Origin of the sequence: Demequina pilifera (assembly GCF_048814985.1) — a bacterium.
Lineage (GTDB): Bacteria > Actinomycetota > Actinomycetes > Actinomycetales > Demequinaceae > Demequina.
In genome coordinates, this window is the sequence record NZ_JBMDTW010000003.1 from 300,435 (window position 1) to 321,661 (window position 21,227).

Genomic DNA, 21,227 nt, shown 5'->3' on the forward strand with positions numbered 1-21,227 from the left:
CCCCACGACCGCGCCGACGCAGAAGAGCGGCGGCCCCGTGGCGCGAGAGACGATCCGTCCCAGCACGCCACGGGGCCGCCGCTCCATAGCTCTCGATCTGCGCGAGCGCTGTCTACCTCTTGGTCGCCTGCGCGTTGACCTCGTACGAGGTGTTGGTCGCCTCGAAGAAGTTCACGAGCTGAAGAGTGTCGTTCGCGGTCGCCATCCACTTCGCAGGGTTCGAGACGTTGTAGTACGGCTCGAATCCAAGCTCCTCGAGGCGGCGATCCGCGAGGTAGCGGACGTACTGGTTCACGTAGTCCGAGTTCAGCCCGAGAATGCCCTTGGGCAGGAGGTCGCGGTTGTACGCCTCCTCCATCTCGACCGCGTCGATGATCATCTGGCGGATCTCGTCGGCGAAGTCCGGGTCCTGGAGGTCCTCGTTCTCCTCGAGCACGGTGAGGATCAGGTTGATGCCGAACTGGAGGTGCAGCGACTCGTCCCGGATCACCCAATCCATGAGCGAGCCGAAGTTGCGCAGCAGGTTCCGCTGGCGGAACGACAGCGCGACCATGAAGCCGGAGTAGAACCAGATGCCTTCGAGGATGATGTTGTACGCCACGAGGTTGCGGACAAAGTCCTTCTTGCCCTCGGTGGTGGAGATGTCGAGGGTCTCCTCCGTCATGCGACGGATGAAGTTGACCTCGAACTCCTCCTTGGCGGCCATCGACGGCACGTCCACGTGGGAGTTGTACGCCTCATCGCGGTCCAGCGGGAACGTCTCGAGGACGTACTCGAAGGACATGCAGTGGTTCGCCTCTTCCCACATCTGCTTCGCGAGGTACAGGTGGCACTCGGGGGCGTTGATGTAGGGATAGACGCCGAACGCCAGCGCCTTGTTGACCAGCAGCTCGTTGGGGTTGAAGTACGACATCAGGAAGGTGACGGCGTGCTTCTCCTCATCCGTCATCTTCTTGAAGTCCGCGAGGTCCTCACCCAGCTGGATCTCGTTGGGGAACCACGTGTTCGCGACGGCCTGGTTGTACAGGTCCATCGCCCACGGGTACGTGATGGGCTTGAGCAGCAGTCCGTCTTGGATGCCGGTGCCGAGAATGGCCATTGTTCAGTTCCTCTCTGCCAGCACTACTGGCAGGACTCGCACTGGAGCGCTTCCATCGGGTCCACGGGGCAGGCGACTCCGCCGACGACCTCCGCGTCTCCGGTGGGCGACGCCATGATCCCGTCAGTACTGCGGGCGTCCTCAGTGACATTCGGACCTTCAGAGACATTGAGCACCGTCGAGCCCTCGGGCGCAAACGCAGCGCCCGTCTCGAGTGCTCCGGTGGCTGCAGGCGCCTCGGCGGGCTCCGGCAGCGACGTCGGCGGAACGTCAGGCTTCTCCGCCGGTGCGGGGGCGAACGCTTGGCTCGACACCGCAGCAAGGACCGAGGCCGGTGCCGTCGCAATGGCGGGCTTCGCTGCCTGAGCCTCCGGAGCGGAGGACTCGGCCGCCGGCGCGGGAGCCGATGCGGGGGCGGCCTTCGCCGCGGCCGCGCCGAAGCCCCTCTTGGCAGGGGCAGCCGCCGGCGCGGACTGCGCCGCCGCCCCGTCGGCCGGCGCTGCGGACTCGACGACCGCCGTGGCAGTGCTGGCAGCGTTCGACGCACCGGCGCTCTTGCGGGCGCCGAAGCCTCGACGCGACGGTCCGCCGGCGGAGCCACCGGACCCGCCCGAGCTCGCCTTGTTCATCTTCTCCGTCTTGTTCACGCGAACGGTGGACTGCTCCGCCGTGTGACGCGGCTTCATGTGGAGGTAGTACGTGGTCTTGACGCCGCGCTTCCACGCCGCCGAGTACAGCTCCATCATGTTGTCCACGTCGCGGTCCGCGAGGTAGATGTTGCGGCTGATCGCCTGGTCGATCCACTTCTGCGCACGCGCCGCGACCTCGATGAAGGCGTACGGCGACAGCTGGAACGAGGTCTTGTAGACCTCCTTGAGGTGATCGGGAGCATCCTCGAGCTGGGACAGGTCGCCCTGCACCTCGAGCAGCTGGTCCCGGAGCTGCTCCCACAGCCCGAGCTCCTGCAGGTCGCGGACCAGGTTGCGGTTGACCTCGAGGAACTTGCCCGACGAGGTGGCGCGGGAGAAGATCTGTGAGAACTGCGGGTCGAAGCCGGGAGTGGTACCGGCGACCAGGCCGATCGACGCCGTCGGCGCGACCGCCATCAGGGTCGCGTTGCGGATGCCGCCCTTGACCTTCTCGCGCAGGACGTCCCAGTCCTGGCGGGTGGTGCGGTTGACCTCGATCTCGACGCCGCGGTCGGCCTCGGCCTCGGCGATCGTGTCGAACGGCACCTTGCCCTGAGACCAGCCGGACCCCTCGAAGTTCGAGTAGGAGCCGCGCTCACGAGCCAGATCCGCCGAGGCGTCGATCGCGTGGTACGACACGAACTCCATGATCTCGTCGATGAGGTCGTACGCCTTCTCCGACTCGTAGGCGAGGCCCATCCGCTCGGTGAGGTCGGTGAAGCCCATGACGCCCAGGCCCACGGCGCGGTTCTCACGGTTCGCGTGCTCGGACTCGGGCACCGAGGACAGCGTGATGTCGACGAGGTTGTCGAGCTGGCGCACCGCGAGGCGCGTCGACTTCTCCATGCGGTCCCAGTCGATCCGACCGTTGACGAAGTGCTCCGACAGGTTGACCGACGCCAGGTTGCACACCGCGATGTTCTCGCGGTCCTGCGGCAGGCAGATCTCGGTGCACAGGTTCGACAGGTGAATCGTGCCCGTGTTGGTGTTGAGGGCGCGGTTGTTGATCGTGTCCTTCCACGTCAGCCACGGGTGCGAGGTGGTCTGCAGCATGATGAGGATCGACTTGTACTGCTCGCGCGCCTTCATCCTCTTGAAGCTGCGGATCTTGCCGGCCTGAGCGAGCGAGACGTACTCGGCGTACTTCGCGGAGAACTCCGAACCGGTGAGCTCGACGAGGTCGGGGGCCTCGGCCGGGTCGAACAGGTACCAGTCGTCATCGGCCTCGACGCGCTTCATGAACTCGTCCGAGATCCACACGGCCGTGTTGGCGGTGCGCGTGCGGCGGTACGGGTCACCGGAGTTCTGGCGCAGGTCCAGGAACTGCGCGAAGTCCATGTGCCAGTTCTCCATGTAGAAGCACAGCGCGCCGAACTTCTTGCCACCGCGCGACACGGCCCGGAGGGTCGAGTCGATGGTGTGCATGAACGGGATGGGCCCGGTGGAGGTGGTGTTGTTGGACTTGATGGGCGAGCCCTCGGAGCGCAGCTTGGTCACGGACAGGCCGATGCCGCCGGTGCCCTTCGTCAGCCACATCACGTCGCGCACGCTCTTGGCGATGTGCTCGATGTCGTCCTCCATCTGCATCACGAAGCAGTTGGACAGCTGCGGGTACGAGGTGCCGGCGTTCACCAGGGTCGACCCGGCGGGCAGGTAGTCGAGAGCCGAGATCTTCTCGTAGAACTTGATGGCCATCTCGGTGGGGTTCGCCTCGTTCAGCGACAGGCCCATCGACACGCGCATCCAGAAGTACTGGGGGACCTCGAGCGCCTTTCCGTGGCGGTCGGTGATCATGTAGCGGTTGCGCATCGTGACGGTGCCGATGTACTTCAGCAGATCGTCACGCTCGTGGTCGAGAGCGGCCGCCAGCGCGTCCAGGTCGAAGAGCGACTCGAGGCGCTCGTCCAGCAGCCCGTCCTCGACTGCGTCACGCACGTAGCCCGGGAAGCGCGCCTGGTGCAGCAGCGCCAGTTCGAGGTTGGACTCGTAGCCTCCGAGCACACGCTTGTAGATCACCTTGCGCAGCAGTCGCGCCGCGACCGTGTCGAAGTGGGGGTCGTCCTTGACGTTCTGAACCGCGACGCCGATGGCGGCCTCGTCGAGCTGCTCGGTGGTGATGCCGTCGAACAGCGTGATCGCGAGCTCGGACGCGATCTGCGTGGTGATCGAGATCTGGTCGGGCAGGCCCTCCGCGGCACGCTCGATCGCCTTGTTGATGCGGTCCGCGTTGTACGGCTCGCGCGTGCCGTCACGCTTGGTGACGTGAATTCCGGAGCGGGCGGGGTTGGCCTCCGCCACCGCCTCTGCCACGACGTCGCCGGTGACGCCGGACTGGGCCGAGTTCTCTGTGATGGTCACGATTCTCCCCTTGCGTTCAAGCTGCTGTGCGAGCAGTACTGCGGGCCTGCGGCCTCGTGGTGTGGTGCTGAAATTAGTGGTGCTGGGGCCGGGGCGGAATCCCTCACGAGGGACCCGTCAAGAGCGCGAAGCGTGTGACGACAGTAACCCGAATTACACCGGTGTGCAACAAGATATGGGGGTGATTCGGGGTGATTGACACCACATCTTGTGGTCATGTGGATAACCCTGTGCAAACGCTGTGGACAACGCGGCGTGTCCTCCACACCCCCTCGGCGTGTCTGGGGAAGACTCGTCTCTTCGGCCATTTCGTCCACGACGACAGCGTGTCACCGGGGTCCGACATCGGCGCCCGACAGCGCAGTACACGCGGCCCTCAGGCCGCGCGGATCGGCAGGGCTACAGGTCGACGATTCCGTACAGGCGGTCGCCAGCGTCGCCCAGTCCCGGCACGATGTAGCCCACCTCGTTGAGACGCTCGTCGACCTGCGCGACCACGACCTTCACGTCGGCACGGTCGCCGAGCGACACGCGCACGTGATCGATCCCCTCGGGCGCCGCGAGCAGGCACACGCAGGTCACGTCCGTGGCACCGCGCTCGAGCGCGTACTCGATGGCCGCGACCAGCGATCCTCCCGTCGCGAGCATGGGGTCGATGAGGAACACCTGCCGGCCCGTCAGGTCCTCCGGGAGCCGGTTCGCGTACGTGACCGCCTCGAGCGTCTCCTCGTCGCGCTTGAGCCCCAGGAAGCCCACCTCGGCGCTCGGGATCAGCCGGGTCATGCCGTCGAGCATGCCGAGCCCCGCGCGCAGGATCGGCACGATCAGCGGAGCCGGATCCGCGATCTTGGTGCCGGTCGTCGACGTCAGCGGCGTCTCCACCTCGCACTCCGTCACGCGCACATGACGCGTCGCCTCGTACGCGAGCAGGGTGACGAGCTCGTCGACCAGCAGGCGGAACGTGGGCGACGGGGTGCGCTTGTCCCGCAGGACGGTGACCTTGTGGCGGATGAGCGGGTGGTCCGCGACGTGGAGCTGCATGGCTCAAGGCTACCGGGCTCAGGCGCCCCGCACCCCAGCCGCGTCAGGCCGATGCGCGGGTAGCCTGGCAGCGTGAGCGACACGGACCGTACGGGCTGGGACCGCGCCGACTGGAGCGAGCCGATGGGCGAGGCGCTCGCCTTGGCCGCGACCGCATCGGCCGCCGGGGACGTGCCCGTGGGCGCGGTCGTCGTCGACGCTCACGGCACAGTCGTGGGGCGCGGATACAACCGCCGCGAGATCGAGCACGATCCCACGGCCCACGCCGAGGTGCTGGCGCTGCGAGAGGCCGCGGCCGCGCGCGGCACGTGGAGGCTCGACGGCTGCGCGCTGGTCGTCACTCTCGAACCGTGCGTGATGTGCGCGGGCGCCCTGCTCGCCGCCCGCATCCCACGACTGGTCATCGGCGCGTGGGACACGAAGGCCGGCGCGACGGGCTCGCAGTGGGACCTGGTGCGGGACGCGCGGATCGGCGCCAAGGTGGAGGTCATCTCGGGAGTCCGGGCCGCCGAGAGCTCGTCACTGCTGTCCGCATTCTTCGAGGCCAGGCGCTGACCGCGGCAGGCGGCCGATGCGCGATTTGGGTGAGAGGGCACGCGACAGGTATCCTCGTCGGCGGTGACGTGTCCGAGCGGCCGAAGGTGCAGCACTCGAAATGCTGTGTACGGTAACCCCGTACCGTGGGTTCAAATCCCACCGTCACCGCCAGATCGAGAGCCCCGAGTCCCCTGCGCGATGCAGGGGCCGGGGCTTTCGTCGTTCCTGGGCTAGGCCACGGCGGCCGCCATGGAGTTCCACCACAGCAGCCCGGTGATGGTGAGCACCATGAACGCCAGGCCGACCCATCCCACGATCACGCCGGCCTTCGCCACCCCTTCGCCTTGTTCGCCGCGCTCGCGCGCCTGCCGGCGGGCAATGTGGCCGGTGACGATGCCGGCGATGGAGCCCACGATGAGCAGCACGCCAACGCCGCCGAGGATGGACAGCACCAGCGAGATGACGGCGAGCATGTTGGTGGGTGCAGGGGCGGTGGCGTCGGGGTGGGACGGGTACCGGAGTTGCTGCTCAGGGGCGGGGTCGGTCATGCTTCCCGAGCGTACTGCTCAGGATGGGGGCGGGGCGGCTGCTCCCACGTGCTCATCCACTCTTGCGCAACGACGGCGCTGGTCTCGCGGTGTCTCCGAGCCCCACACGAACCACGGTCGTGTAGTGACGAGACTCGCCAGGTCCGAGCCAGATGACCTCAGCGTCGTGCTCCGCCTGTGCTCGGCCACCATCCCGGGAGGTCGACGGCTCCACGCCGAGCACGTTCACGCCGGGGCGCGCATCCCGCCAGAGGACGAGGAGGGGCCATGTGGCTGTGGACTGCTCGATCTCGCACCACGCACCGTCGGGCGACGTGACGCTGACCGTGGCTCGCGGCCCGGAGAAGGGCGCGCAATAGAGCACCGTCTCGCGCTCGTCTGCAGAGGATGCGACGTCCAGCACCCACGGCAGGGTCGTGGGGGCGCCCGAGGCCCGGTCTCGCTCGCCCACCGGCTCGGCCGTCGCGTCGACCGTCGAGCCTGGGCCTACCAGCGGGTAGCCCAGGTTGAGGTGATGGCGAAACATGTGCCCTGCCGGGGAGTGTCCCGCGTTCGTGACCGTGTCCTCGACCCGAAGCGTCGGTTGCACGGTGCTGGCCACGATGCGTCGCCTGAGCCGCAAGGACGGTCCCCCCAAGGCCGCCTCGACCACGTCCCCCGTGATCTCGACGCTCAGGTCCGCTCCATCGACCACCAAGCCCCACCGCACGTTCTCGGCAGGGATGTGGCCCACACGGCCGTGAAGGCCGTGGTGGACGCCCTCGACCTCCGACGGCATTCCGGTCGCGGAGAGGCCGCAGGTCGAGAGGAGCCCACCGCCGAAGGTGCGCGTCCACCCGAACCCATGGGGCTCGTAGCGCGAAGACTCCACAGGGCCGCGCAGCGCCCTCCATGCCAGTGGAAGTCCCTTCGCGTCGGCCCAGCCCAGGTCCAAGGCTCGGTCGATCAGCACCTCGAACGAGACGCCACGCGGATTGCGAACGACAAGAATGGGTGAGCCCCTACCGGGCCCCTCTTCGCGGACGAGTCGCTCGACTGAGACGAGTTGATCGGGCGCACCGAGCAAGCGAGTCAGCTCTGGATCGAGCGGCGCGGAGTCAGCGCCAAAGCCCATCAGCTCGCCCCGCGGACCTCTCCGGCGCCAGATCGCCGCGCGCCGACCGCGACTGCCGCCGCGAGGACCGTGCCGGTGAGCACGTACTGCCAGTAGGAGGCCACCCCCAACAGGTTCAAGGAGTTGGCCAGCACGGCGAAGAGCACTGACCCGACGATGGTTCCTACCAAGGTCGCGCGGCCGCCTCTCAGCGCAGTCCCTCCGACCACGACCGCAGCGATGACGTTCATCTCGAAGCCCATCGCCATGTTGCCCTCTGCCGAGGACAGGCGTCCTGCCATGAAGACTCCCGCGAGTGCGAAGCACATCCCGGCGATCATGAACACGCCGACCTTGGCGCGATTGACTGGCAGCCCAGCGAGCTTAGCCGCGTGCTCATTCGACCCGAAGGCTCGGAGAGTACGGCCAAAGTACGTGCGCTTGAGCAGCAGATACGTCAGGAATGCCACTACCACCAGCACCAGGAACGGAATGGGCACCCATCCGACCGTGCCTGTCGTGGTGGCGCGGTAGTTGCTCGACGTGATCGCGACGACGCCGCCCGAGGTCCAGATGAACGCCAGGCCCAGGAACAGATAGAGCGTTCCGAGCGTCGCGATGAAAGGAGCGATGCGCAGGTATGTCACCAGGAGGCCATTCAGCAGACCGAGGGCCGCGCCGATCAGGAGCGCAAGGCCGATGGCGGCACCGATCGTCGTGCTGGGAAGGACCGTCGCAACGCCGATCGCGCTGACGGCGATCACCCCGCCCACCGAGAGGTCGAGCAGCCCGCCGGCGATGAGAAGTGTCATGCCACAGGCCGCGAGCCCAACGAACGATGCTTGGAACAGCACATTGGAGAGATTTCCGACTCCCCAGAAGGAGGGCGCGGCCCAACCGACAGCAATGCAGAGCACTATCAGGACGACGACGAGATACTGCTGCGAGAGCACGGTGCGGATGTAGGCGCCGCGGCTGGTCTTGGCCGGGGCCTCTTCCCCGGTCAGCACATTCCCAGTCTTGGGCCTGGCAGGTGCGATCTGACTGTTCCTCACGAGAGCCTCCCCTGGAGCATGCGCTTGACGGCTGCGCGCTGCACGCCGTCGATGCTGAGCGCGAACACGAGCAGCGCGCCGAGAGCGACGTACTGGTAGAACGACGGGACATTGAGCAGGTTCAGGCCCGAGTTGATCATTGACAGAAGCAGCGCTGCGACGAACGTTCCGATGATGCGCGGCCGTCCCCCGGCGAGACTCGTCCCGCCGAGCACCACGATCGCGATGACCTGCAGCTCCAGTCCGGACGAGATCGACCCATTCACCGCGCCGAGCTGGCTGGCAAGGAGAACTCCGGCGACTCCGGCCGATGCGCCGGAGACCAGGTACGCAAGCAGCTGCACGCGCCGCACGCTGATCCCTGAGTCGACCGCCGACTCGGGGCTCCCTCCTACGGCCACGACATGCTTGCCCACGCGCATGCGGTCGAGAACGAACAAGGCGAGGAGTCCGAAGATCACGGCAAGGATGAAGGGCACCGGGATCCCGAGGAGCGTCGCGGTTGCCACGGACTTGAAGTTCGAGGAGACGATCATGATGGGGGCGCCGCCCGTGAACAGGAGCACCAGGCCGCGGAACACGCTGAGCGTGCTGAGCGTGGCGATGAAGCCCGGCACCCTGAGGTGACTGACCAGCACACCGTTGAACAGCCCGAGTCCCACTCCGACCGCAATTCCCGCCGCGATTCCAGCGACAGGACCGGCCGCGTTCACTGTCGCCGCAGCGACGCACGCCGCGAGAGCTTGGGCTGAACCGACCGACAGGTCGATGCCCCGAATGGCGATCACGACGGTCATGCCGAAGCCGACGATGGCCAGGATGCCCGCGTTGACCAACATGTTGGTGACGTTCGAGGACGACGCGAAGTTCGGCACCGCGAACAGCCCGATGAGCAGCACGATGACGAAGGGGATGACGACACCGGCGTTCTGCAGAAGGCGGCGCCTGCTGTCGGCTCGGCGGGCACGCTCCGCTGATCTCGCGCGCTCGTCCGCCACGAGAGACTCTGCCGCCGTGGTGGCGATGGTGGGCTCAGGCATGAGTGGACTCCTCTGCGCTTTGGCCGACGGACGCGCCGACGATGTTCTGCTCTGTCACGTCCTGGCCGCGCAGTTCGGCGATCTTGCGTCCCGCGAAGAACACGGCGCAACGGTCCGCGATCGCAGCGATCTCGGGTGCGTCCGAGCTGGACACGATGATGGCGACGCCGGACGCTGCGAGCTCCTGGATCAACTGGTAGATGTCAACCTTGGCGCCGACGTCGACACCGCGGGTGGGCTCGTTGAGCACGAGCACCGCGCAGCCCGACAAGAGGGCGCGCCCGAGGAGTACCTTCTGCTGGTTACCGCCTGACAGGTTTCCGATCAGCTGACGTCCGTGCGGCACGCGGATGCGCATGTCCCGACGCAGTCGCTCGAACTGACGACGCTCGTCGCGGATGGCTGGCACCAACCTGGCGAGAAGCGGTAGGGCGGAGCGGTCTCGCGACACCATCGCGTTCTCGGTGACGTCGAGGTGAGGCAGGATTCCGCCGCCTTTGCGGTCCTCGCTGAGCATGAAGATTCCATGGCGGATGGCCTCGCGGCTGTTACGCAGCCGCACCGGCTTGCCATCGACTCGCACCGTGCCGGCTGACGGCAGGTCTCCGAAGAGGGCACGCGTGACCTCCGTGCGCCCGGACCCCACGAGGCCTGCCAGGCCAAGGATCTCCCCGCCGTGAACTGTCAGATCGAACGGGACCTGCAGCCCCGGAACGCGCAGCTCGTTGACCTCGAGGCGAGCGTCCGACGTCGCCACGACCTCGGTGTCGCGCTCATACGCCTCGGGCTTGCGACCGAGCATGTGCTCGACCAGACGCGGCTCGTCGAGCTCGCTGGTCGGGGCGTGCGCGACCAGCTCGCCGTCACGAAGGACGGCCACACTGCCGCAGATGTCGAACACCTCGGAGAGATGATGTGAGACATAGATGAGGGCCTTGCCCTGGCTGGCGAGCCTGCGGACGATCTCGTGCAGCCTGCGGACCTCCTCGCCGTTCAACGCCGCTGTCGGCTCGTCCATGATCAAGATGTCGAAGTCGCGCGACAGTGCCCGTGCGATCTCGACCATCTGCCGATCACCGACGGTGAGCGAGGCAACTGCTCGGTCGGGGTCCAGGTCGAGGCCGAGCTGATCGAGGATGTCCTGAGTGCGCTGGCGCGTCTCGGATGCGCGGATCACACCAGTGCGCGTGAGCTCATGGCCCAGGAAGACGTTGTCTGCGACGGACAGCTCGCCAATGAGTCGAAACTCCTGGCTCACGACGCTGATGCCGGCCGCCTGCGAGTCAGCCGAACCATGGAAGGTCCTCTTCTCACCGTTGACTCGAATCTCACCGCTCACGGGCTGCTCGATCCCGCCGACGATGCGAATCAAGGTGCTCTTGCCAGCGCCGTTCTCGCCCACGAGGCCCAGCACCTCGCCAGCACCGACCTCCAGCGACACGCCCTTCAGCGCGCGCACACCTGGGTACTCCTGGACCACGTCCTCGACGTGCAGCACAGCAGACATTGACGTCCCTTCTTGACCGGTGAGACCGGGGTGAGGCGTGCGCCCCACCCCGGTCATTGCGGACTCAGTCCTGAGCAGACCTCGAGGCGCGGAAGTCCTCAAGGTTGTCGTTGGTGACGAGCTCGACCGGGAAGAAGATGGTCTTCGTCGCCTCGTCGTCGTAACCCGAGTAGTCGCCTTCGAGCAGCGCCAGGATCGTCTCCACGGCTTCCACACCCTGACCATAGGGGTCCTGCGCGACGGTCGCGCTCATGTCACCGGCCTCGATGAGATCAAGCGCCGCGTCCGAGCCATCGAATCCAATGAGGTAGAACCCGTCCTGGACCGACTTGCCTGCTGTCTCCATGGCCCGCTGTGCGCCAATGGCTGACGCGTCATTCGCGGCGTAGATGACCTCGAGGTCCGGGTTGGCCGACAGCATGTCCTGAGCGGCGGCGAACCCGCCGTCCACGGTGTCCTCGCCGTCAAGGCTCGACACGATCTCGAAGTTGTCGTGAGCCTCGATCGTGGAGACGAACTCCGCGACCCGCTCCTCCCCGACGACGGAGCCTGCGTGCAGCTCGATGACACCGACCTGATGCGGCCCGTCTGTGTCGCCCAGTTCGTCGATGATGTACTCGGCGGCAAGGGCGCCGCCTTCGGTGTTGTTCGACTGGATGTAGGCGTCGTAGTCGCCGGCGGTGCCGATGTCGGCAATGACGACCGGGATCTTCTCGGCGTGTGCCGCGTCGATCGACTCAGGGAGCGCGGACGGCTGCACCGGCGTGATGATGAGACCGGAGATTCCCTGGTTGATCAGGTCGAGGCTGCCCGAGACCTGCGCCTGCTGATCCGACTTCTGATCGGCGACCAGAATCTCGATTCCTGCCTCCTCGCCTGCGGCCTCGACGCCTGCGGCATACGACTGCCAATAGGGGTTCTGCAGGTCGTATACCGAGTAGCCGATGGTCAAAGGCTCCTTGGCCTCGAACTCGACCTCGGTGCTGGAGCCGCCAGTGGCGGACCCGGACGTGTCCTCAGGCTCATCGGCGCCGCTTGCGCAGGCGGTGAGCAGCATTCCAGTGGCCGCGGCGATCGCGACTGCGGGGAACTTGCGCATCTTCTATCTCCTTTGATGGGTGGTGCGGTGGGTGGGTGTGGATCGTGGTGGATATGGAGTCGTCAGCGGATGACGGTGGCGAGGCGACCCGAGTTCGCGGCCGGCGCGACGAAGGCGTTGTCGTGCAGGCCAGCCCAGGAGGGCAATGGGGCAGGTTTGTCGTGGGCGTGCTCCGTGGGCTCGTGGCTGAACGTCGATACTTCGCGGACGACCAGCGGCACCCGCGAGTCTGCGGGGCACCGGAAGGCGTGGAGGTGCTTGCGGTGCATCACGAACTTGGGGTCTCCCGGGCGCAGACGAACGTAGCTGGTCAACTCGGCGTACGAATCCTCGCGACCTGACGGCAACGCCACTCCCTCCGGCCACGCCTCTCCGGCGGGCATCGGGCGGAACTCGAGCACGTCCTCATCTCCCACCGTGGCGGGGGACGGGGAATAGAAGACCTCCATCTCTCCCATCACGACTTCGTAGCTCTCGGTCTTGCGCTGGTGGAAGTGGGGTGGGCAGAACTTGCCGGGATGCACGATCATCAACTTGTCGCACAACCCGCCATACTCCGCATGAGCAGCGCCATCGACGGGGAGCCCATCCACTGCGGCCTCGTTCAGCGACTCGAAGATCACCATCGCTTCGTAAGGATCGCGCGACCACAGCCCGCGCTCGAATGCCTCGTACTGATCGTCTCCGAAGATGATCCCCGCGCTGTCGTTGACCATGTCTGGCGTGAGCGGGTAGCGCAATGCGAGAGCCAAGCTGGCTGCCTCGTTCATCCACTCGTCGTATTCACGGCGGGTTACGTGGTCACGTGTCACAGCAGCTCCCTCATTGGAAATGTCGCGGGCGACGACCCTCAGGCGGGTGCGTCTGTCTTGAACCGGTTCATCCTGAACCGGTTCAATCATGCAGTTGCGCGAACGCCGATGTCAAACGGTGCCGGATTACGGTTTGGTCACGGCTGGGCGTCGATGCATGTCAGCCCCCGCCCCCACGCACTCGGTCACCGCCGCCTCAGAGCGCTTCGCTCGCCTGACGCACGCTCGAGCGACGAATGATGAGCTTGGGTTCGAACTCGACGTGCTCCCCTGGCTGGCGGTCGGGTGTCAGCACCAACAGTCGCGCGGCGGCCGTGCCCATCTCGAACCCCGGCTGTCTCACTGTCGTCAGTGGCGGGTTGAGCGCAGGGCCGAAGTCAGCGTCGTCGTAGCCGACCAAGGCCACGTCCTCGGGGACACTGACCCCGTGCTCTTGCATGGCGAGCAAGGCGCCGAGGGCAAGCATGTCGTTCACGCACATCATCGCGCTGACCTGCTGGTCCCCCAGCAGTCCCCGGACGGCGGCGGCGCCATGTTCGACGGTGAGGTCGTCCACGATCACGTCGACCAGCACCTTGGTGGGGTCCAGTCCCCGCTCGATCACCGCTCGACTCGCCCCCTCGCTGCGCTCCGCGCACCAGGAGATCGACGAGGGGCCGTTCACCAGCGCCACTCGCGTGTGCCCTTGATCCAGCAGGTGACTCATCGCCAGCCGGGCGCCTTCCACGTTGTCCAAGCTGACCCATGAACCGCCAGACCCTGCCGGGCGCTCCAGCGAGACCACGCCGAATCGTCGCTTCTCAAATGTCGCCCACTCGCCGCCTCGGTCCGCGATCGGGGCGATCACCAGCCCGTCGACGCCCTGGCTCTCCAGGACTCGCAGCAGGTGAACCTGCCGATCAGAGTCCTGGTGAGTCGACCCGACCACCATGGTCAGTCCGGCTTGGTCGGCAACGGTCTCGATGCCACGGAGCACCGATGCCCAGAACGGGTTTCCCACGTCGGGGATCACCACGCCGATCAGTTCTGAGCGACGGCTGCGCAGCTGCCCTGCAGCCCTTGACGGGACGAATCCGAGAGACAGCATTGCCGCCTCCACCCGGTCGCGGGTCTCTGGCACGACCCGATCCGGGTTGTTCAGGACATTGGAGACCGTGCCGACCGACACGCCGGCGAGTGCTGCGACATCCCGCACCCCCGGCGCACGAGCAGGTCGCGTCAATGGGTTCGGCTCGCTCACCACCGCACCTGCCCCCGTCCGTCGTGTCGTCGCTCCAGCGCTCGCCGCGCCACCAGTGTGGATGGTTCCCCGGTGTGACGACGACGTCCAATCCAGGGAAGACGGGTCGAATCCTACCGCCTGACATCGTCGGCCCCCGAGGGCGTAGCGTCCCGCCCAATGCTCTCGCGGCATTCGCGACACGGCGTATGAGAAGGTGGCCCACACCTTGGGCCATGACATGGGAGACGAGATGACCGCAGAACTGCCGCCCTTCTTCTCCGCGGAATCCATCGCGGCGTGCGAGTCTGCGCGCGCAAACGACAGCGGCGTCGAGATCACGTCGGGCGCGATGACCGACCTGTTCACGGACCCGGGAAGCGGACACGCCGAAGCGTCAGCAGCGGTCGTCACGCGCGTGGTGAACGAGCCGAGCTTCCAGTTCTCTGCCCGAGTGCACGCCGGCCTGAGGTCAACGTTCGACGCTGGCGCTCTGCTGGTCCGCGCCGATGAGAGCCACTGGGCGAAGCTCTGTCTCGAGCAATCGGTCGATGGCGCACCGACGGCTGTCTCCGTCGTCACGCGAGGCCTCTCGGACGACGCCAACGGGTGGACGCTCCCTGGAGCTGATGCGTGGATGCGAATCAGCCGCGATGCCGAGACTTTCGCATTCCACGTGTCGACCGACAAGGCCTCCTGGGAGCTGCTGAGAATCTTCTCCCTGCCCACACATGGGCCGGTCGAGATCGGTGTGGTTGCTCAGTCGCCGATGGGCGAAGGGTGCCACGTTCGATTCTCGGACCTGACGCTTCACCCCCACGGGCTCACGGATCCTCGCAGCGGAGAGTGAGCCGCCGGGAACGAGCGTGAAGGACCAGAGGCAAGAGGAGTGCCGGCTGAACTGATCTGCGCGACCGTGGCCGGCGCACGTGAACACCGCGGGTTCGCTCGTGCGAGCGCGCACCGGAGACTTGGTGGGCGGGCCTACTCTTCCGCGGACGGCGACGGCGACGGCGAGGGGCTCGCCTCTGCCAGCGGGTTCTCGGGCAGGGTCCGCGGCGCGGGCTGCGCGTTGATCACGTTGACCGGCAGGCACTCACCGCGCGAGGACAGCGCGACCTCGGGATCGACCTCGGGCGAGAGGAGCTCACGCAGCTGCGGGGCATCGCCGAAGCGCTCGCCGAGGACGAGGTCCACCGTCACGTCCGTGCGGGTGTCGAGTACCAGGTCGACCTCGTCGAAGTGCGTGGCAAGCGTGTAGGCGTGCCGCAGGCCCGGCGCGCCGTAGAGGATCCGCACGTTCCCGCTGTAGTCACGGCTCCAGTTGGTCGCATCGACCACCAGGAACCCCCGGCCCTCGAGCGTGTCCGCCGTGGTCCCCGCGAGGCCGGACAGCCCTGTCGCGTTGTTCACGCGAACCACGACCTCCTCGTACGGGAGGGGCGTGGCCCCGGACGGCGGGCACGCGAGCGTGACGTCCGATTCGAAGTCGCCCACGGGAGTGGTGAAGGCACGGTCGAACGGACCCTCGACGTCTCCTCGATAGATGGCTGCGGCCGCGAACGCCGCAGTGGCCAGCGCGATCAGGGCGATGCCGAAGACCACGAACTGACGCTCCCGGCGGTGGCGGCGCACGGCCTTGCGGCGGGCCGGATCGCGACCGGTCTGCGCAGGGTTCACGGGCATCCACCTCGACATGGGCACGGACTACTGGCGGAGGATAGGGGATTCGAACCGCTAAGGGGTTGCCCCATCAACCAGGACATTTGCCGACCTACCAGCACCGATACGCTCGGCGTTGCTAGGTCAATGACAGTCATTGTTCCATGAAAACATGGGTACATGTTGACGCGGTCAACACGAAAGGGGTCGCTATGGCGTCCTGGAGGCCACGAGTCCGCAAGGACGGCAGCGTCGTCTACCAAGTGCTCTACCGCCTCAATGGGCGGCAGACGTCGGAGATGCACCTCACGCAGCGCAGCGCCGAGTCGATGGTCAGCCTCATCGACAAGGTGGGGCTCGAGCGCGCCCTAGAGGTCGTCGCCGAACGCCAGCACTCCCAGGCCGTGCCGACCCTGCGCGAGTGGGGCGAGCATCACGTCGAGCACTTGACCGGCGTGACATCGGGCACCCTGCATCGCTACCGGCGCTCGCTCGAGGTTGACTTCCCCGAGATGATCGACGTGCCACTGAACCTCATCACCCGCGACGCCGTGTCGCAATGGGTCAAGCGCCTCACCGCCGAGGGGCAGTCAGCCAAGACCATCGCCAACAAGCACGGGCTCCTGTTCTCCGTCATGCGCACCGCCATGCACGCCGAGCACATCGACCGCAACCCCTGCGACGGCACACGCCTGCCGAGAACCGAGCGGCGCGAGATGACCTTCCTCACGCCTGCCGAGCTCGAACGGCTCCTCGTCAACGTGCGACCAGACGCTCGCGACCTCGTGCGCGTACTGGCGGGGACCGGGGCGCGTTGGGGTGAGGCGACGGCGTGGCAGGCGAAGGACTGGGACAAGTCCGCGCGGCGCATCACCATCTCGCGCGCATGGAAGTACACGGGAACATCGGCCCGCGAATCTGGGGCCGTCAAGACCCTGCGCTCACGCCGCACGCTGGCCGTCGCGGATCAGGTGGCAGACATCTTCGACGCCGCAGTCCAGGGGCTAGCGCCGAGCGACTACATCTTCACGACACCCACGGGTCTGCCCTGGCGCGCTCACAACTTCCATGAGCAGGTGTGGCAGCCGGCCATCCACTATGCCAACGGCGGCTATCCGCGAGACGACGCCGGCAATGAGCGCTTCAATGGCCGTGCGCGACCCGAGTGGCGAGTGCCCGCTACCGAACCGTTAGGCAAGCGCCCCCGGCCGCACGATTGCCGGCACTCCTGCGCATCATGGCTCATCGCTCGAGGAGTGACGCTGCCCGTGGTTCAGCAGTACCTCGGACACGAGTCGATCAAGACCACCGTGGACCGATACGGGCACATTGAGCCCGCGCATATGAAGGCCGCGGCATCGGCGCTGACCGCATCAATGGGCGGCGGGGAGATCGTGGAGGTCGTCGGGGAGATCGAGGCTTAGTCGAGCTGCCTCCTCTGCGATTGCAGCGTCCCTCGCGAAGTCCTCGCGACGTATTCGCACGAGCTCGGGGGTTACGTTGAGGATCTCCGCGATGCCAGCGACGCTCGGGCCTGCCATCGCCTCTGCCATGCGGTAGTCGTCGCGTCGTATGAGCAGGCGCGCGGCGTAGGCGTTGGCCTCGCGCTCGTCCCGAGCCTTGTCGTGGCTCACCGACCAGTCGTGGTCGTGGTGCCAATGGCCGATTTCGTGGGCCAGCGTCACGCGCTGCGCCCTTAGAGACCTGCGGAAGTTGACGACCACCAAGTCGCTCCCGAGGTAGTAGCCGTTGACCTCCCCTAGGTCACGGAATCCGACGTAAAGCCCCATTGCTTCTGCCACCGTGATGAGTTTCTCCATCCTGGTAGGTGTACCAGTGATGGCCGACATCGAGGGCGGGACGCTCCCAAAAATGAGAGAAACTCCACACGACCCCTAGGGCGAGTCTTGACCGTCAGTCGGCTCGATCCGTGTAGTGAGCGCCGCGTGGTGCTCGGGGTTCTCGAGTCGCCGGTCGATCATGGCTTCCTTGTCTGCGCGGGCGGAGGCGAGGTCGTCGACGGCGGCGCTACGGCGCAGGTGCTCGGCGCGACCCGAGAAGGCCTCGGACTGTTCCGCTCGTTCGATGATCTCTGACGCGAGCTTCCCGAAACCCAGCGCCAGCGCCTCGACCTCGCCAACGGTCGGTGGCGGGGTGCCGCGTCGAAGGATCGTGGCTGTGCGGTTGTGGCCTAGGCCTGACTTCATGGCGACGGTGCGGCCAGATAGGTCGCCTCGCAGTTCGTCGATCACGTCCATGACGGCGTCATCGAACGGCCCGTAGGGCTTTCGGTTCGCATTCATACCGCTCACTGTACCTACTTTCACACAACTTTGGCCATAGGGCTTGACAGGCGTACTCACCTTGGTACAGTGAAGCCATGTCAACGTACTCACCTAAGTACACGAGCCTCGACCAGGCAGTCGCCGATGAGGTCAAGGCTCGTATTGCGGTCACGCGTGGTGTGACCGTGACGAGCGTCGCTGACGCTCTGACCGTCAGGAGGGCAACACTCTCGGCTCGCGTAAACGGACAAGCCCCGTTCTCGCCGGATCTGCTGTGGCAGGTGGCCGCCATTCTCGGCACCACCGCCTCGGAGATTACGGCCGCCGCCGAGAGAAGGAGGAGGCTCGACGCCGGGGCGGGGCAGGTTGACCCCGGCGCAGAACTCGCAGCAGGAGCAGGGCAGTGAGCCCCGCGACGATGACGCCCGCCGAGTTTGCGGAGCGCATCGGCATGAAGGAGTCATGGGTCCGACTCCACATCAAGGAGATCCCCCACAGGAGGATGGGCCGCTTCTTGCGGTTCACCGACGCCGACGTAGAGAAGTTCCTCGAGTCCACCGCCGAGTCAGACAGCATCGTCCAGCGCACCTCGCGCTCGACCACCGCTGTCGGCAGGAGGCGGCCATGACGAGCACCCCCGAAGCCCGTCCCGTGCCGCTGACGGCGGACGACGCGTATCAGATCGGCATGGCCGTCGTTCGGCTTGTCGCGTCCATGCAGATGCTCGGCCACGCAATCCCCGTGCACTCGCTCGACTACCGCCACGGCGAGAGCGACGAGTGGACTCAGTTCGTCGAGTACTTCGCCGTCGTGTCCAAGAGGGGCAATGCGGCGAAGGAGGAGCGAGCGCGGCTCGTTGGGTACGCCAACTCCCGGGACATGATGCGCGCGGCCATGGAGTCGTCTGCCCTGGGTGCAATCTCCCGCGGACTCACGGGGGGTGCCTCATGATCCCCACCCCAACCCTCGCCCTTGCCGCCCTGGCCCTCGCCCTCGTGTTCGCCGCATGGGCTGAGGTCCGCGACGAGAGGGGTCGGCGATGAGCGCCACCGAAGCCCGCGCCGTCTGCGAGTCCTGTGGCCGCAAGTCGCGCTACGTGCCCGTGATCGACGGTCGCCTGTACGGAGCCGACCTGCCGCGCGGTTGGGTGTCGGCACCCTACTCCCCCGGATTTACGCACCCGGACGGCACTCACGGCCCGAAGTTCACGTGCCCCAAGTGCTCCCGGCTGGACGTGCGTGTGGTCACCAAGGGCGTCGAAGGCACCGAGTGGAAGGCCGCGAAATGAGGCCCCTCAACACCGCCGCCCTGATCGACGCCATCGCCCCTGAGCACGTCGGCCTCACCGAGTCCGACCTTGGCCCGATCCCCACCCCTGCCACTGAGGCGCCCATGACCGAGCCGTGGCTTACGGCTGACGAGCGGGCTGAGAGGAACGCATGAGCGATCTGACCGAATCCCTAGCGCGCATGGCCTACGAGACGCACCGACTCGCCATGCCCCCCAATGGCCCGAGCGTCCCGGCATGGGATGAACTGCGCACCGAGGCGAGCAAGATCGTGTGGCGCGAGAACATGCGCGCCGCCATCGAAGCCCACGAGGCCGCGAGGGGTGAGTCCCCCGACCCCGGCTACTCGGAGCGGGAGGCGTTGGCTGAGGCGTTGCAGGCAGAGGGCGTGTGGACGGAAGACCCCGAAGACCCGCACTCTCCTTACCCGTTCTTCGATGATCGCGCGGCCATTGACGCCATCCTCGCCGCTGGCTTCCGTCGCTACCCCACTCCTGAGCCTGTGGCCGTGGAGACGGTCGAGGGGTTGGAGGCGCTGGCCGACCGCTCCGTAGTGATGCACGGCGAACGCGCTTGGCAGAAGGTGCGGGGGGACTGGTACTCCCATGGCAGCCACTATCGGTCGCGACTCCTGTCGTTCGAGCTGCTCCCTGCGCGGGTGCTCTCATGACCGCCGCCGTCCCCACGATCCATGAGCGTCGCGTCCTGGACCCGAGCGAACCGGCCGAGGTTTGCCACGGTCACGGCGCGTTCATGGTCACGGCTGGTGAGGGTCGCATCGGCCCCATGTCGTATGAGGAGGCGTGGCGCTCCAAGTTCCTGCACGACCACTTCAACGGGCACGCAACAGACCCAGACCGGAGGAAGCTATGACCGAGCAAGCCCAAGTCCCCATCACCGACGCCCCCTACGACATCGAGGCCGAGGACGCCATTGACGCGTTCGTGATCGCCGTCGATGAGCACGTGGGCGACGACGCGAGGTGCACGGCCAAGCGATGCGGACATGCGCCCGCCTCGACCGTGTTCGTGCATGGGACCTGCCGAGCGGCTGCCTGCGATGAGTGCACGGCCATCGTCAACGAACTGCTGCGTAGGTCAGCGCACTTCGGCACAGAGCTCGACTGCACAACCTGTGGCGACGACGCGAACCCGCGCGACGTACGCAACTACCCGATCTGAACCAAACACGCCTGGAGGGGCTATGAGCAACGAGACAGACACCATCGGGACCATCACGCACGGCGATATCACCTACGACGTGGACTGGCCCCGCGACCCGGAGAACGGGAGCGTTCGCAACGAACTGTCGGCGTTCCTCTATGTCGATGGCGACTTCGTTGGAGACGTTGCGGCGCAAACTCAAGAGGGCGAGAAGTTCACGTCCGAGTCGCAAGTCATGGACGCCGCTCGCAGGACGGTTGCGGGGTACGACTCATGACCACCCCAGCCCCCACCCTGACCGCCATCGTCGAGAGCGTGGCGAGGGACCATCACGAACGCTGGGCCGAGCGCCAACTTGCAGTGATTCCCGATGCCTCGATTCCTTCGTGGGACGACCGCGACGACATGAGCAAGCACGCCATCCGAGAAGCCGTCCTCCCTGCCGTCCGCGCCACCCTGACCGCCCTGATGCCGCTGGCTGACGGGTGGGAGGAATGGGCGCGGAAGAACGAACGCGAGGCCGACGAACTCGCTGAAGCTGCCGACGCCGCCAAGGATCGCTCAGACAGTGACTACAAGTGGACCGCATCCCAACGCGCCTACACCGCCAGGGACGTGCACAACTCGTGCGCCAAGGCACTGCGGGGGGTGCTCTCCTAATGGCCAAGGTCACCAGCGCGTCACTGGAGCACACCGAGTACGGGCCGAAGTTGGAGGTCTGCGTATCGAGGG

General features: G+C 66.5%; 26 protein-coding genes and 1 tRNA gene. 13 read left to right on the top strand and 14 right to left on the bottom strand.

Features of this window, described 5'->3' with window-relative positions:
• Positions 1 to 112 precede the first annotated feature (112 nt).
• The 3 genes from ACNI14_RS06665 to upp all read right to left on the bottom strand — a co-directional run bounded on the left by ACNI14_RS06665 (position 113) and on the right by upp (position 5,187).
• On the bottom strand, positions 113 to 1,099 hold the full coding sequence (locus tag ACNI14_RS06665) for a ribonucleotide-diphosphate reductase subunit beta (protein WP_420519173.1): 987 nt from the start codon (positions 1,097 to 1,099) through the stop codon (positions 113 to 115).
• Positions 1,100 to 1,122: 23 nt separating this feature from the next.
• Positions 1,123 to 4,146, bottom strand: a complete 3,024-nt coding sequence (locus tag ACNI14_RS06670) for a ribonucleoside-diphosphate reductase subunit alpha (RefSeq protein ID WP_420519174.1) — start codon at positions 4,144 to 4,146, stop codon at positions 1,123 to 1,125.
• Between the two features lie 399 nt (positions 4,147 to 4,545).
• Positions 4,546 to 5,187, bottom strand: a complete 642-nt coding sequence (upp, locus tag ACNI14_RS06675) for a uracil phosphoribosyltransferase (RefSeq protein WP_420519175.1) — start codon at positions 5,185 to 5,187, stop codon at positions 4,546 to 4,548.
• A gap of 72 nt (positions 5,188 to 5,259) precedes the next feature.
• On the opposite strand from upp, the gene tadA reads away from it, so the two are divergent.
• Positions 5,260 to 5,742: a tRNA adenosine(34) deaminase TadA gene (tadA, locus tag ACNI14_RS06680; protein ID WP_420519176.1), complete on the top strand. Its 483-nt coding sequence runs from the start codon at positions 5,260 to 5,262 to the stop codon at positions 5,740 to 5,742.
• Positions 5,743 to 5,804: 62 nt separating this feature from the next.
• A tRNA-Ser gene (locus ACNI14_RS06685) sits at positions 5,805 to 5,895 on the top strand.
• Positions 5,896 to 5,954: 59 nt separating this feature from the next.
• Here the strand turns inward: ACNI14_RS06685 and ACNI14_RS06690 are convergent.
• The 8 genes from ACNI14_RS06690 to ACNI14_RS06725 form a co-directional block, all read right to left on the bottom strand.
• Positions 5,955 to 6,272 carry a DUF4190 domain-containing protein gene (locus ACNI14_RS06690; protein ID WP_420519177.1) on the bottom strand — a complete coding sequence of 106 codons (318 nt, stop codon included), beginning with the start codon at positions 6,270 to 6,272 and terminating at the stop codon, positions 5,955 to 5,957.
• A gap of 52 nt (positions 6,273 to 6,324) precedes the next feature.
• Positions 6,325 to 7,386 carry a DUF4432 family protein gene (locus ACNI14_RS06695; RefSeq protein WP_420519178.1) on the bottom strand — a complete coding sequence of 354 codons (1,062 nt, stop codon included), beginning with the start codon at positions 7,384 to 7,386 and terminating at the stop codon, positions 6,325 to 6,327.
• Positions 7,386 to 8,375 carry an ABC transporter permease gene (locus tag ACNI14_RS06700; RefSeq protein ID WP_420519179.1) on the bottom strand — a complete coding sequence of 330 codons (990 nt, stop codon included), beginning with the start codon at positions 8,373 to 8,375 and terminating at the stop codon, positions 7,386 to 7,388. Before ACNI14_RS06700 ends, ACNI14_RS06695 begins: the two co-directional genes overlap by 1 nt.
• A gap of 41 nt (positions 8,376 to 8,416) precedes the next feature.
• Entirely contained in the window at positions 8,417 to 9,460 is a 1,044-nt protein-coding gene (locus ACNI14_RS06705) for an ABC transporter permease (RefSeq protein ID WP_420519180.1), read from the bottom strand.
• Positions 9,453 to 10,967, bottom strand: a complete 1,515-nt coding sequence (locus ACNI14_RS06710) for a sugar ABC transporter ATP-binding protein (RefSeq protein WP_420519181.1) — start codon at positions 10,965 to 10,967, stop codon at positions 9,453 to 9,455. Before ACNI14_RS06710 ends, ACNI14_RS06705 begins: the two co-directional genes overlap by 8 nt.
• Positions 10,968 to 11,031: 64 nt before the next feature.
• Positions 11,032 to 12,066 (bottom strand): substrate-binding domain-containing protein, encoded by a 1,035-nt coding sequence (locus ACNI14_RS06715; RefSeq protein ID WP_420519182.1) that lies wholly within the window; start codon positions 12,064 to 12,066, stop codon positions 11,032 to 11,034.
• A gap of 62 nt (positions 12,067 to 12,128) precedes the next feature.
• Positions 12,129 to 12,836, bottom strand: coding sequence for a cupin domain-containing protein (locus ACNI14_RS06720; protein ID WP_420519183.1), 708 nt, complete (start codon positions 12,834 to 12,836; stop codon positions 12,129 to 12,131).
• Positions 12,837 to 13,074: 238 nt separating this feature from the next.
• Positions 13,075 to 14,118: a LacI family DNA-binding transcriptional regulator gene (locus ACNI14_RS06725; protein ID WP_420519184.1), complete on the bottom strand. Its 1,044-nt coding sequence runs from the start codon at positions 14,116 to 14,118 to the stop codon at positions 13,075 to 13,077.
• A gap of 232 nt (positions 14,119 to 14,350) precedes the next feature.
• Between ACNI14_RS06725 and ACNI14_RS06730 the strand changes: the two genes are divergently transcribed.
• The gene (locus ACNI14_RS06730; RefSeq protein WP_420519185.1) at positions 14,351 to 14,947 is read left to right on the top strand and encodes a DUF1349 domain-containing protein; all 597 of its coding nucleotides are present in this window, start codon (positions 14,351 to 14,353) and stop codon (positions 14,945 to 14,947) included.
• A 134-nt stretch (positions 14,948 to 15,081) separates the two neighbouring features.
• On the opposite strand, the gene ACNI14_RS06735 is transcribed toward ACNI14_RS06730, so the two are convergent.
• Positions 15,082 to 15,777, bottom strand: a complete 696-nt coding sequence (locus ACNI14_RS06735) for a LytR C-terminal domain-containing protein (protein WP_420519187.1) — start codon at positions 15,775 to 15,777, stop codon at positions 15,082 to 15,084.
• A 194-nt stretch (positions 15,778 to 15,971) separates the two neighbouring features.
• On the opposite strand from ACNI14_RS06735, the gene ACNI14_RS06740 reads away from it, so the two are divergent.
• The gene (locus tag ACNI14_RS06740) at positions 15,972 to 17,183 is read left to right on the top strand and encodes a tyrosine-type recombinase/integrase (protein ID WP_420519188.1); all 1,212 of its coding nucleotides are present in this window, start codon (positions 15,972 to 15,974) and stop codon (positions 17,181 to 17,183) included.
• Here ACNI14_RS06740 and ACNI14_RS06745 read toward each other — a convergent pair.
• Together ACNI14_RS06745 and ACNI14_RS06750 are read right to left on the bottom strand one after the other, a co-directional pair.
• A complete protein-coding gene (locus ACNI14_RS06745) occupies positions 17,133 to 17,579 on the bottom strand; it encodes an ImmA/IrrE family metallo-endopeptidase (protein ID WP_420519189.1) in 447 nt (148 codons plus the stop codon). The genes ACNI14_RS06740 and ACNI14_RS06745 overlap by 51 nt on opposite strands.
• A gap of 75 nt (positions 17,580 to 17,654) precedes the next feature.
• A complete protein-coding gene (locus tag ACNI14_RS06750) occupies positions 17,655 to 18,062 on the bottom strand; it encodes a hypothetical protein (protein ID WP_420519190.1) in 408 nt (135 codons plus the stop codon).
• Between the two features lie 77 nt (positions 18,063 to 18,139).
• Here ACNI14_RS06750 and ACNI14_RS06755 point away from each other — a divergent pair, with 77 nt between their 5' ends.
• The 9 genes from ACNI14_RS06755 (at position 18,140) to ACNI14_RS06795 (ending at position 21,155) form a co-directional block, all read left to right on the top strand.
• Entirely contained in the window at positions 18,140 to 18,451 is a 312-nt protein-coding gene (locus tag ACNI14_RS06755) for a helix-turn-helix transcriptional regulator (protein ID WP_420519191.1), read from the top strand.
• Positions 18,448 to 18,672: a helix-turn-helix domain-containing protein gene (locus tag ACNI14_RS06760; protein ID WP_420519192.1), complete on the top strand. Its 225-nt coding sequence runs from the start codon at positions 18,448 to 18,450 to the stop codon at positions 18,670 to 18,672. The genes ACNI14_RS06755 and ACNI14_RS06760 overlap by 4 nt, the downstream gene beginning before the upstream one ends.
• Positions 18,669 to 18,995 carry a hypothetical protein gene (locus ACNI14_RS06765; protein ID WP_420519193.1) on the top strand — a complete coding sequence of 109 codons (327 nt, stop codon included), beginning with the start codon at positions 18,669 to 18,671 and terminating at the stop codon, positions 18,993 to 18,995. The genes ACNI14_RS06760 and ACNI14_RS06765 overlap by 4 nt, the downstream gene beginning before the upstream one ends.
• A gap of 88 nt (positions 18,996 to 19,083) precedes the next feature.
• The gene (locus tag ACNI14_RS06770) at positions 19,084 to 19,332 is read left to right on the top strand and encodes a hypothetical protein (protein ID WP_420519194.1); all 249 of its coding nucleotides are present in this window, start codon (positions 19,084 to 19,086) and stop codon (positions 19,330 to 19,332) included.
• Positions 19,329 to 19,487: a hypothetical protein gene (locus tag ACNI14_RS06775; RefSeq protein WP_420519195.1), complete on the top strand. Its 159-nt coding sequence runs from the start codon at positions 19,329 to 19,331 to the stop codon at positions 19,485 to 19,487. Before ACNI14_RS06770 ends, ACNI14_RS06775 begins: the two co-directional genes overlap by 4 nt.
• Positions 19,484 to 20,002, top strand: a complete 519-nt coding sequence (locus ACNI14_RS06780; RefSeq protein WP_420519196.1) for a hypothetical protein — start codon at positions 19,484 to 19,486, stop codon at positions 20,000 to 20,002. The genes ACNI14_RS06775 and ACNI14_RS06780 overlap by 4 nt, the downstream gene beginning before the upstream one ends.
• A 199-nt stretch (positions 20,003 to 20,201) precedes the next feature.
• Positions 20,202 to 20,513, top strand: coding sequence for a hypothetical protein (locus ACNI14_RS06785; protein ID WP_420519197.1), 312 nt, complete (start codon positions 20,202 to 20,204; stop codon positions 20,511 to 20,513).
• A gap of 22 nt (positions 20,514 to 20,535) precedes the next feature.
• Complete coding sequence (locus ACNI14_RS06790; RefSeq protein WP_420519198.1) at positions 20,536 to 20,772, top strand: hypothetical protein; 237 nt, start codon at positions 20,536 to 20,538, stop codon at positions 20,770 to 20,772.
• Complete coding sequence (locus tag ACNI14_RS06795) at positions 20,769 to 21,155, top strand: hypothetical protein (RefSeq protein WP_420519199.1); 387 nt, start codon at positions 20,769 to 20,771, stop codon at positions 21,153 to 21,155. The genes ACNI14_RS06790 and ACNI14_RS06795 overlap by 4 nt, the downstream gene beginning before the upstream one ends.
• Positions 21,156 to 21,227: the final 72 nt, after the last annotated feature.

Bases quoted from the DNA above. Each gene is read 5' to 3' on its own strand.
- upp (WP_420519175.1), bottom strand. From the start codon at position 5,187: ATGCAGCTCCACGTCGCGGACCACCCGCTCATCCGCCACAAGGTCACC.
- ACNI14_RS06690 (WP_420519177.1), bottom strand. From the start codon at position 6,272: ATGACCGACCCCGCCCCTGAGCAGCAACTCCGGTACCCGTCCCACCCC.
- ACNI14_RS06785 (WP_420519197.1), top strand. From the start codon at position 20,202: ATGACCGAGCAAGCCCAAGTCCCCATCACCGACGCCCCCTACGACATC.
- ACNI14_RS06705 (WP_420519180.1), bottom strand. From the start codon at position 9,460: ATGCCTGAGCCCACCATCGCCACCACGGCGGCAGAGTCTCTCGTGGCG.
- ACNI14_RS06750 (WP_420519190.1), bottom strand. From the start codon at position 18,062: ATGAATGCGAACCGAAAGCCCTACGGGCCGTTCGATGACGCCGTCATG.
- ACNI14_RS06710 (WP_420519181.1), bottom strand. From the start codon at position 10,967: ATGTCTGCTGTGCTGCACGTCGAGGACGTGGTCCAGGAGTACCCAGGT.
- ACNI14_RS06775 (WP_420519195.1), top strand. From the start codon at position 19,329: ATGAGGCCCCTCAACACCGCCGCCCTGATCGACGCCATCGCCCCTGAG.
- ACNI14_RS06730 (WP_420519185.1), top strand. From the start codon at position 14,351: ATGACCGCAGAACTGCCGCCCTTCTTCTCCGCGGAATCCATCGCGGCG.
- ACNI14_RS06695 (WP_420519178.1), bottom strand. From the start codon at position 7,386: ATGGGCTTTGGCGCTGACTCCGCGCCGCTCGATCCAGAGCTGACTCGC.
- ACNI14_RS06795 (WP_420519199.1), top strand. From the start codon at position 20,769: ATGACCACCCCAGCCCCCACCCTGACCGCCATCGTCGAGAGCGTGGCG.
- ACNI14_RS06740 (WP_420519188.1), top strand. From the start codon at position 15,972: ATGGCGTCCTGGAGGCCACGAGTCCGCAAGGACGGCAGCGTCGTCTAC.
- ACNI14_RS06755 (WP_420519191.1), top strand. From the start codon at position 18,140: ATGTCAACGTACTCACCTAAGTACACGAGCCTCGACCAGGCAGTCGCC.
- ACNI14_RS06770 (WP_420519194.1), top strand. From the start codon at position 19,084: ATGAGCGCCACCGAAGCCCGCGCCGTCTGCGAGTCCTGTGGCCGCAAG.
- ACNI14_RS06790 (WP_420519198.1), top strand. From the start codon at position 20,536: ATGAGCAACGAGACAGACACCATCGGGACCATCACGCACGGCGATATC.
- ACNI14_RS06780 (WP_420519196.1), top strand. From the start codon at position 19,484: ATGAGCGATCTGACCGAATCCCTAGCGCGCATGGCCTACGAGACGCAC.
- ACNI14_RS06720 (WP_420519183.1), bottom strand. From the start codon at position 12,836: ATGAACGAGGCAGCCAGCTTGGCTCTCGCATTGCGCTACCCGCTCACG.
- ACNI14_RS06715 (WP_420519182.1), bottom strand. From the start codon at position 12,066: ATGCGCAAGTTCCCCGCAGTCGCGATCGCCGCGGCCACTGGAATGCTG.
- ACNI14_RS06765 (WP_420519193.1), top strand. From the start codon at position 18,669: ATGACGAGCACCCCCGAAGCCCGTCCCGTGCCGCTGACGGCGGACGAC.
- ACNI14_RS06745 (WP_420519189.1), bottom strand. From the start codon at position 17,579: ATGGAGAAACTCATCACGGTGGCAGAAGCAATGGGGCTTTACGTCGGA.
- ACNI14_RS06665 (WP_420519173.1), bottom strand. From the start codon at position 1,099: ATGGCCATTCTCGGCACCGGCATCCAAGACGGACTGCTGCTCAAGCCC.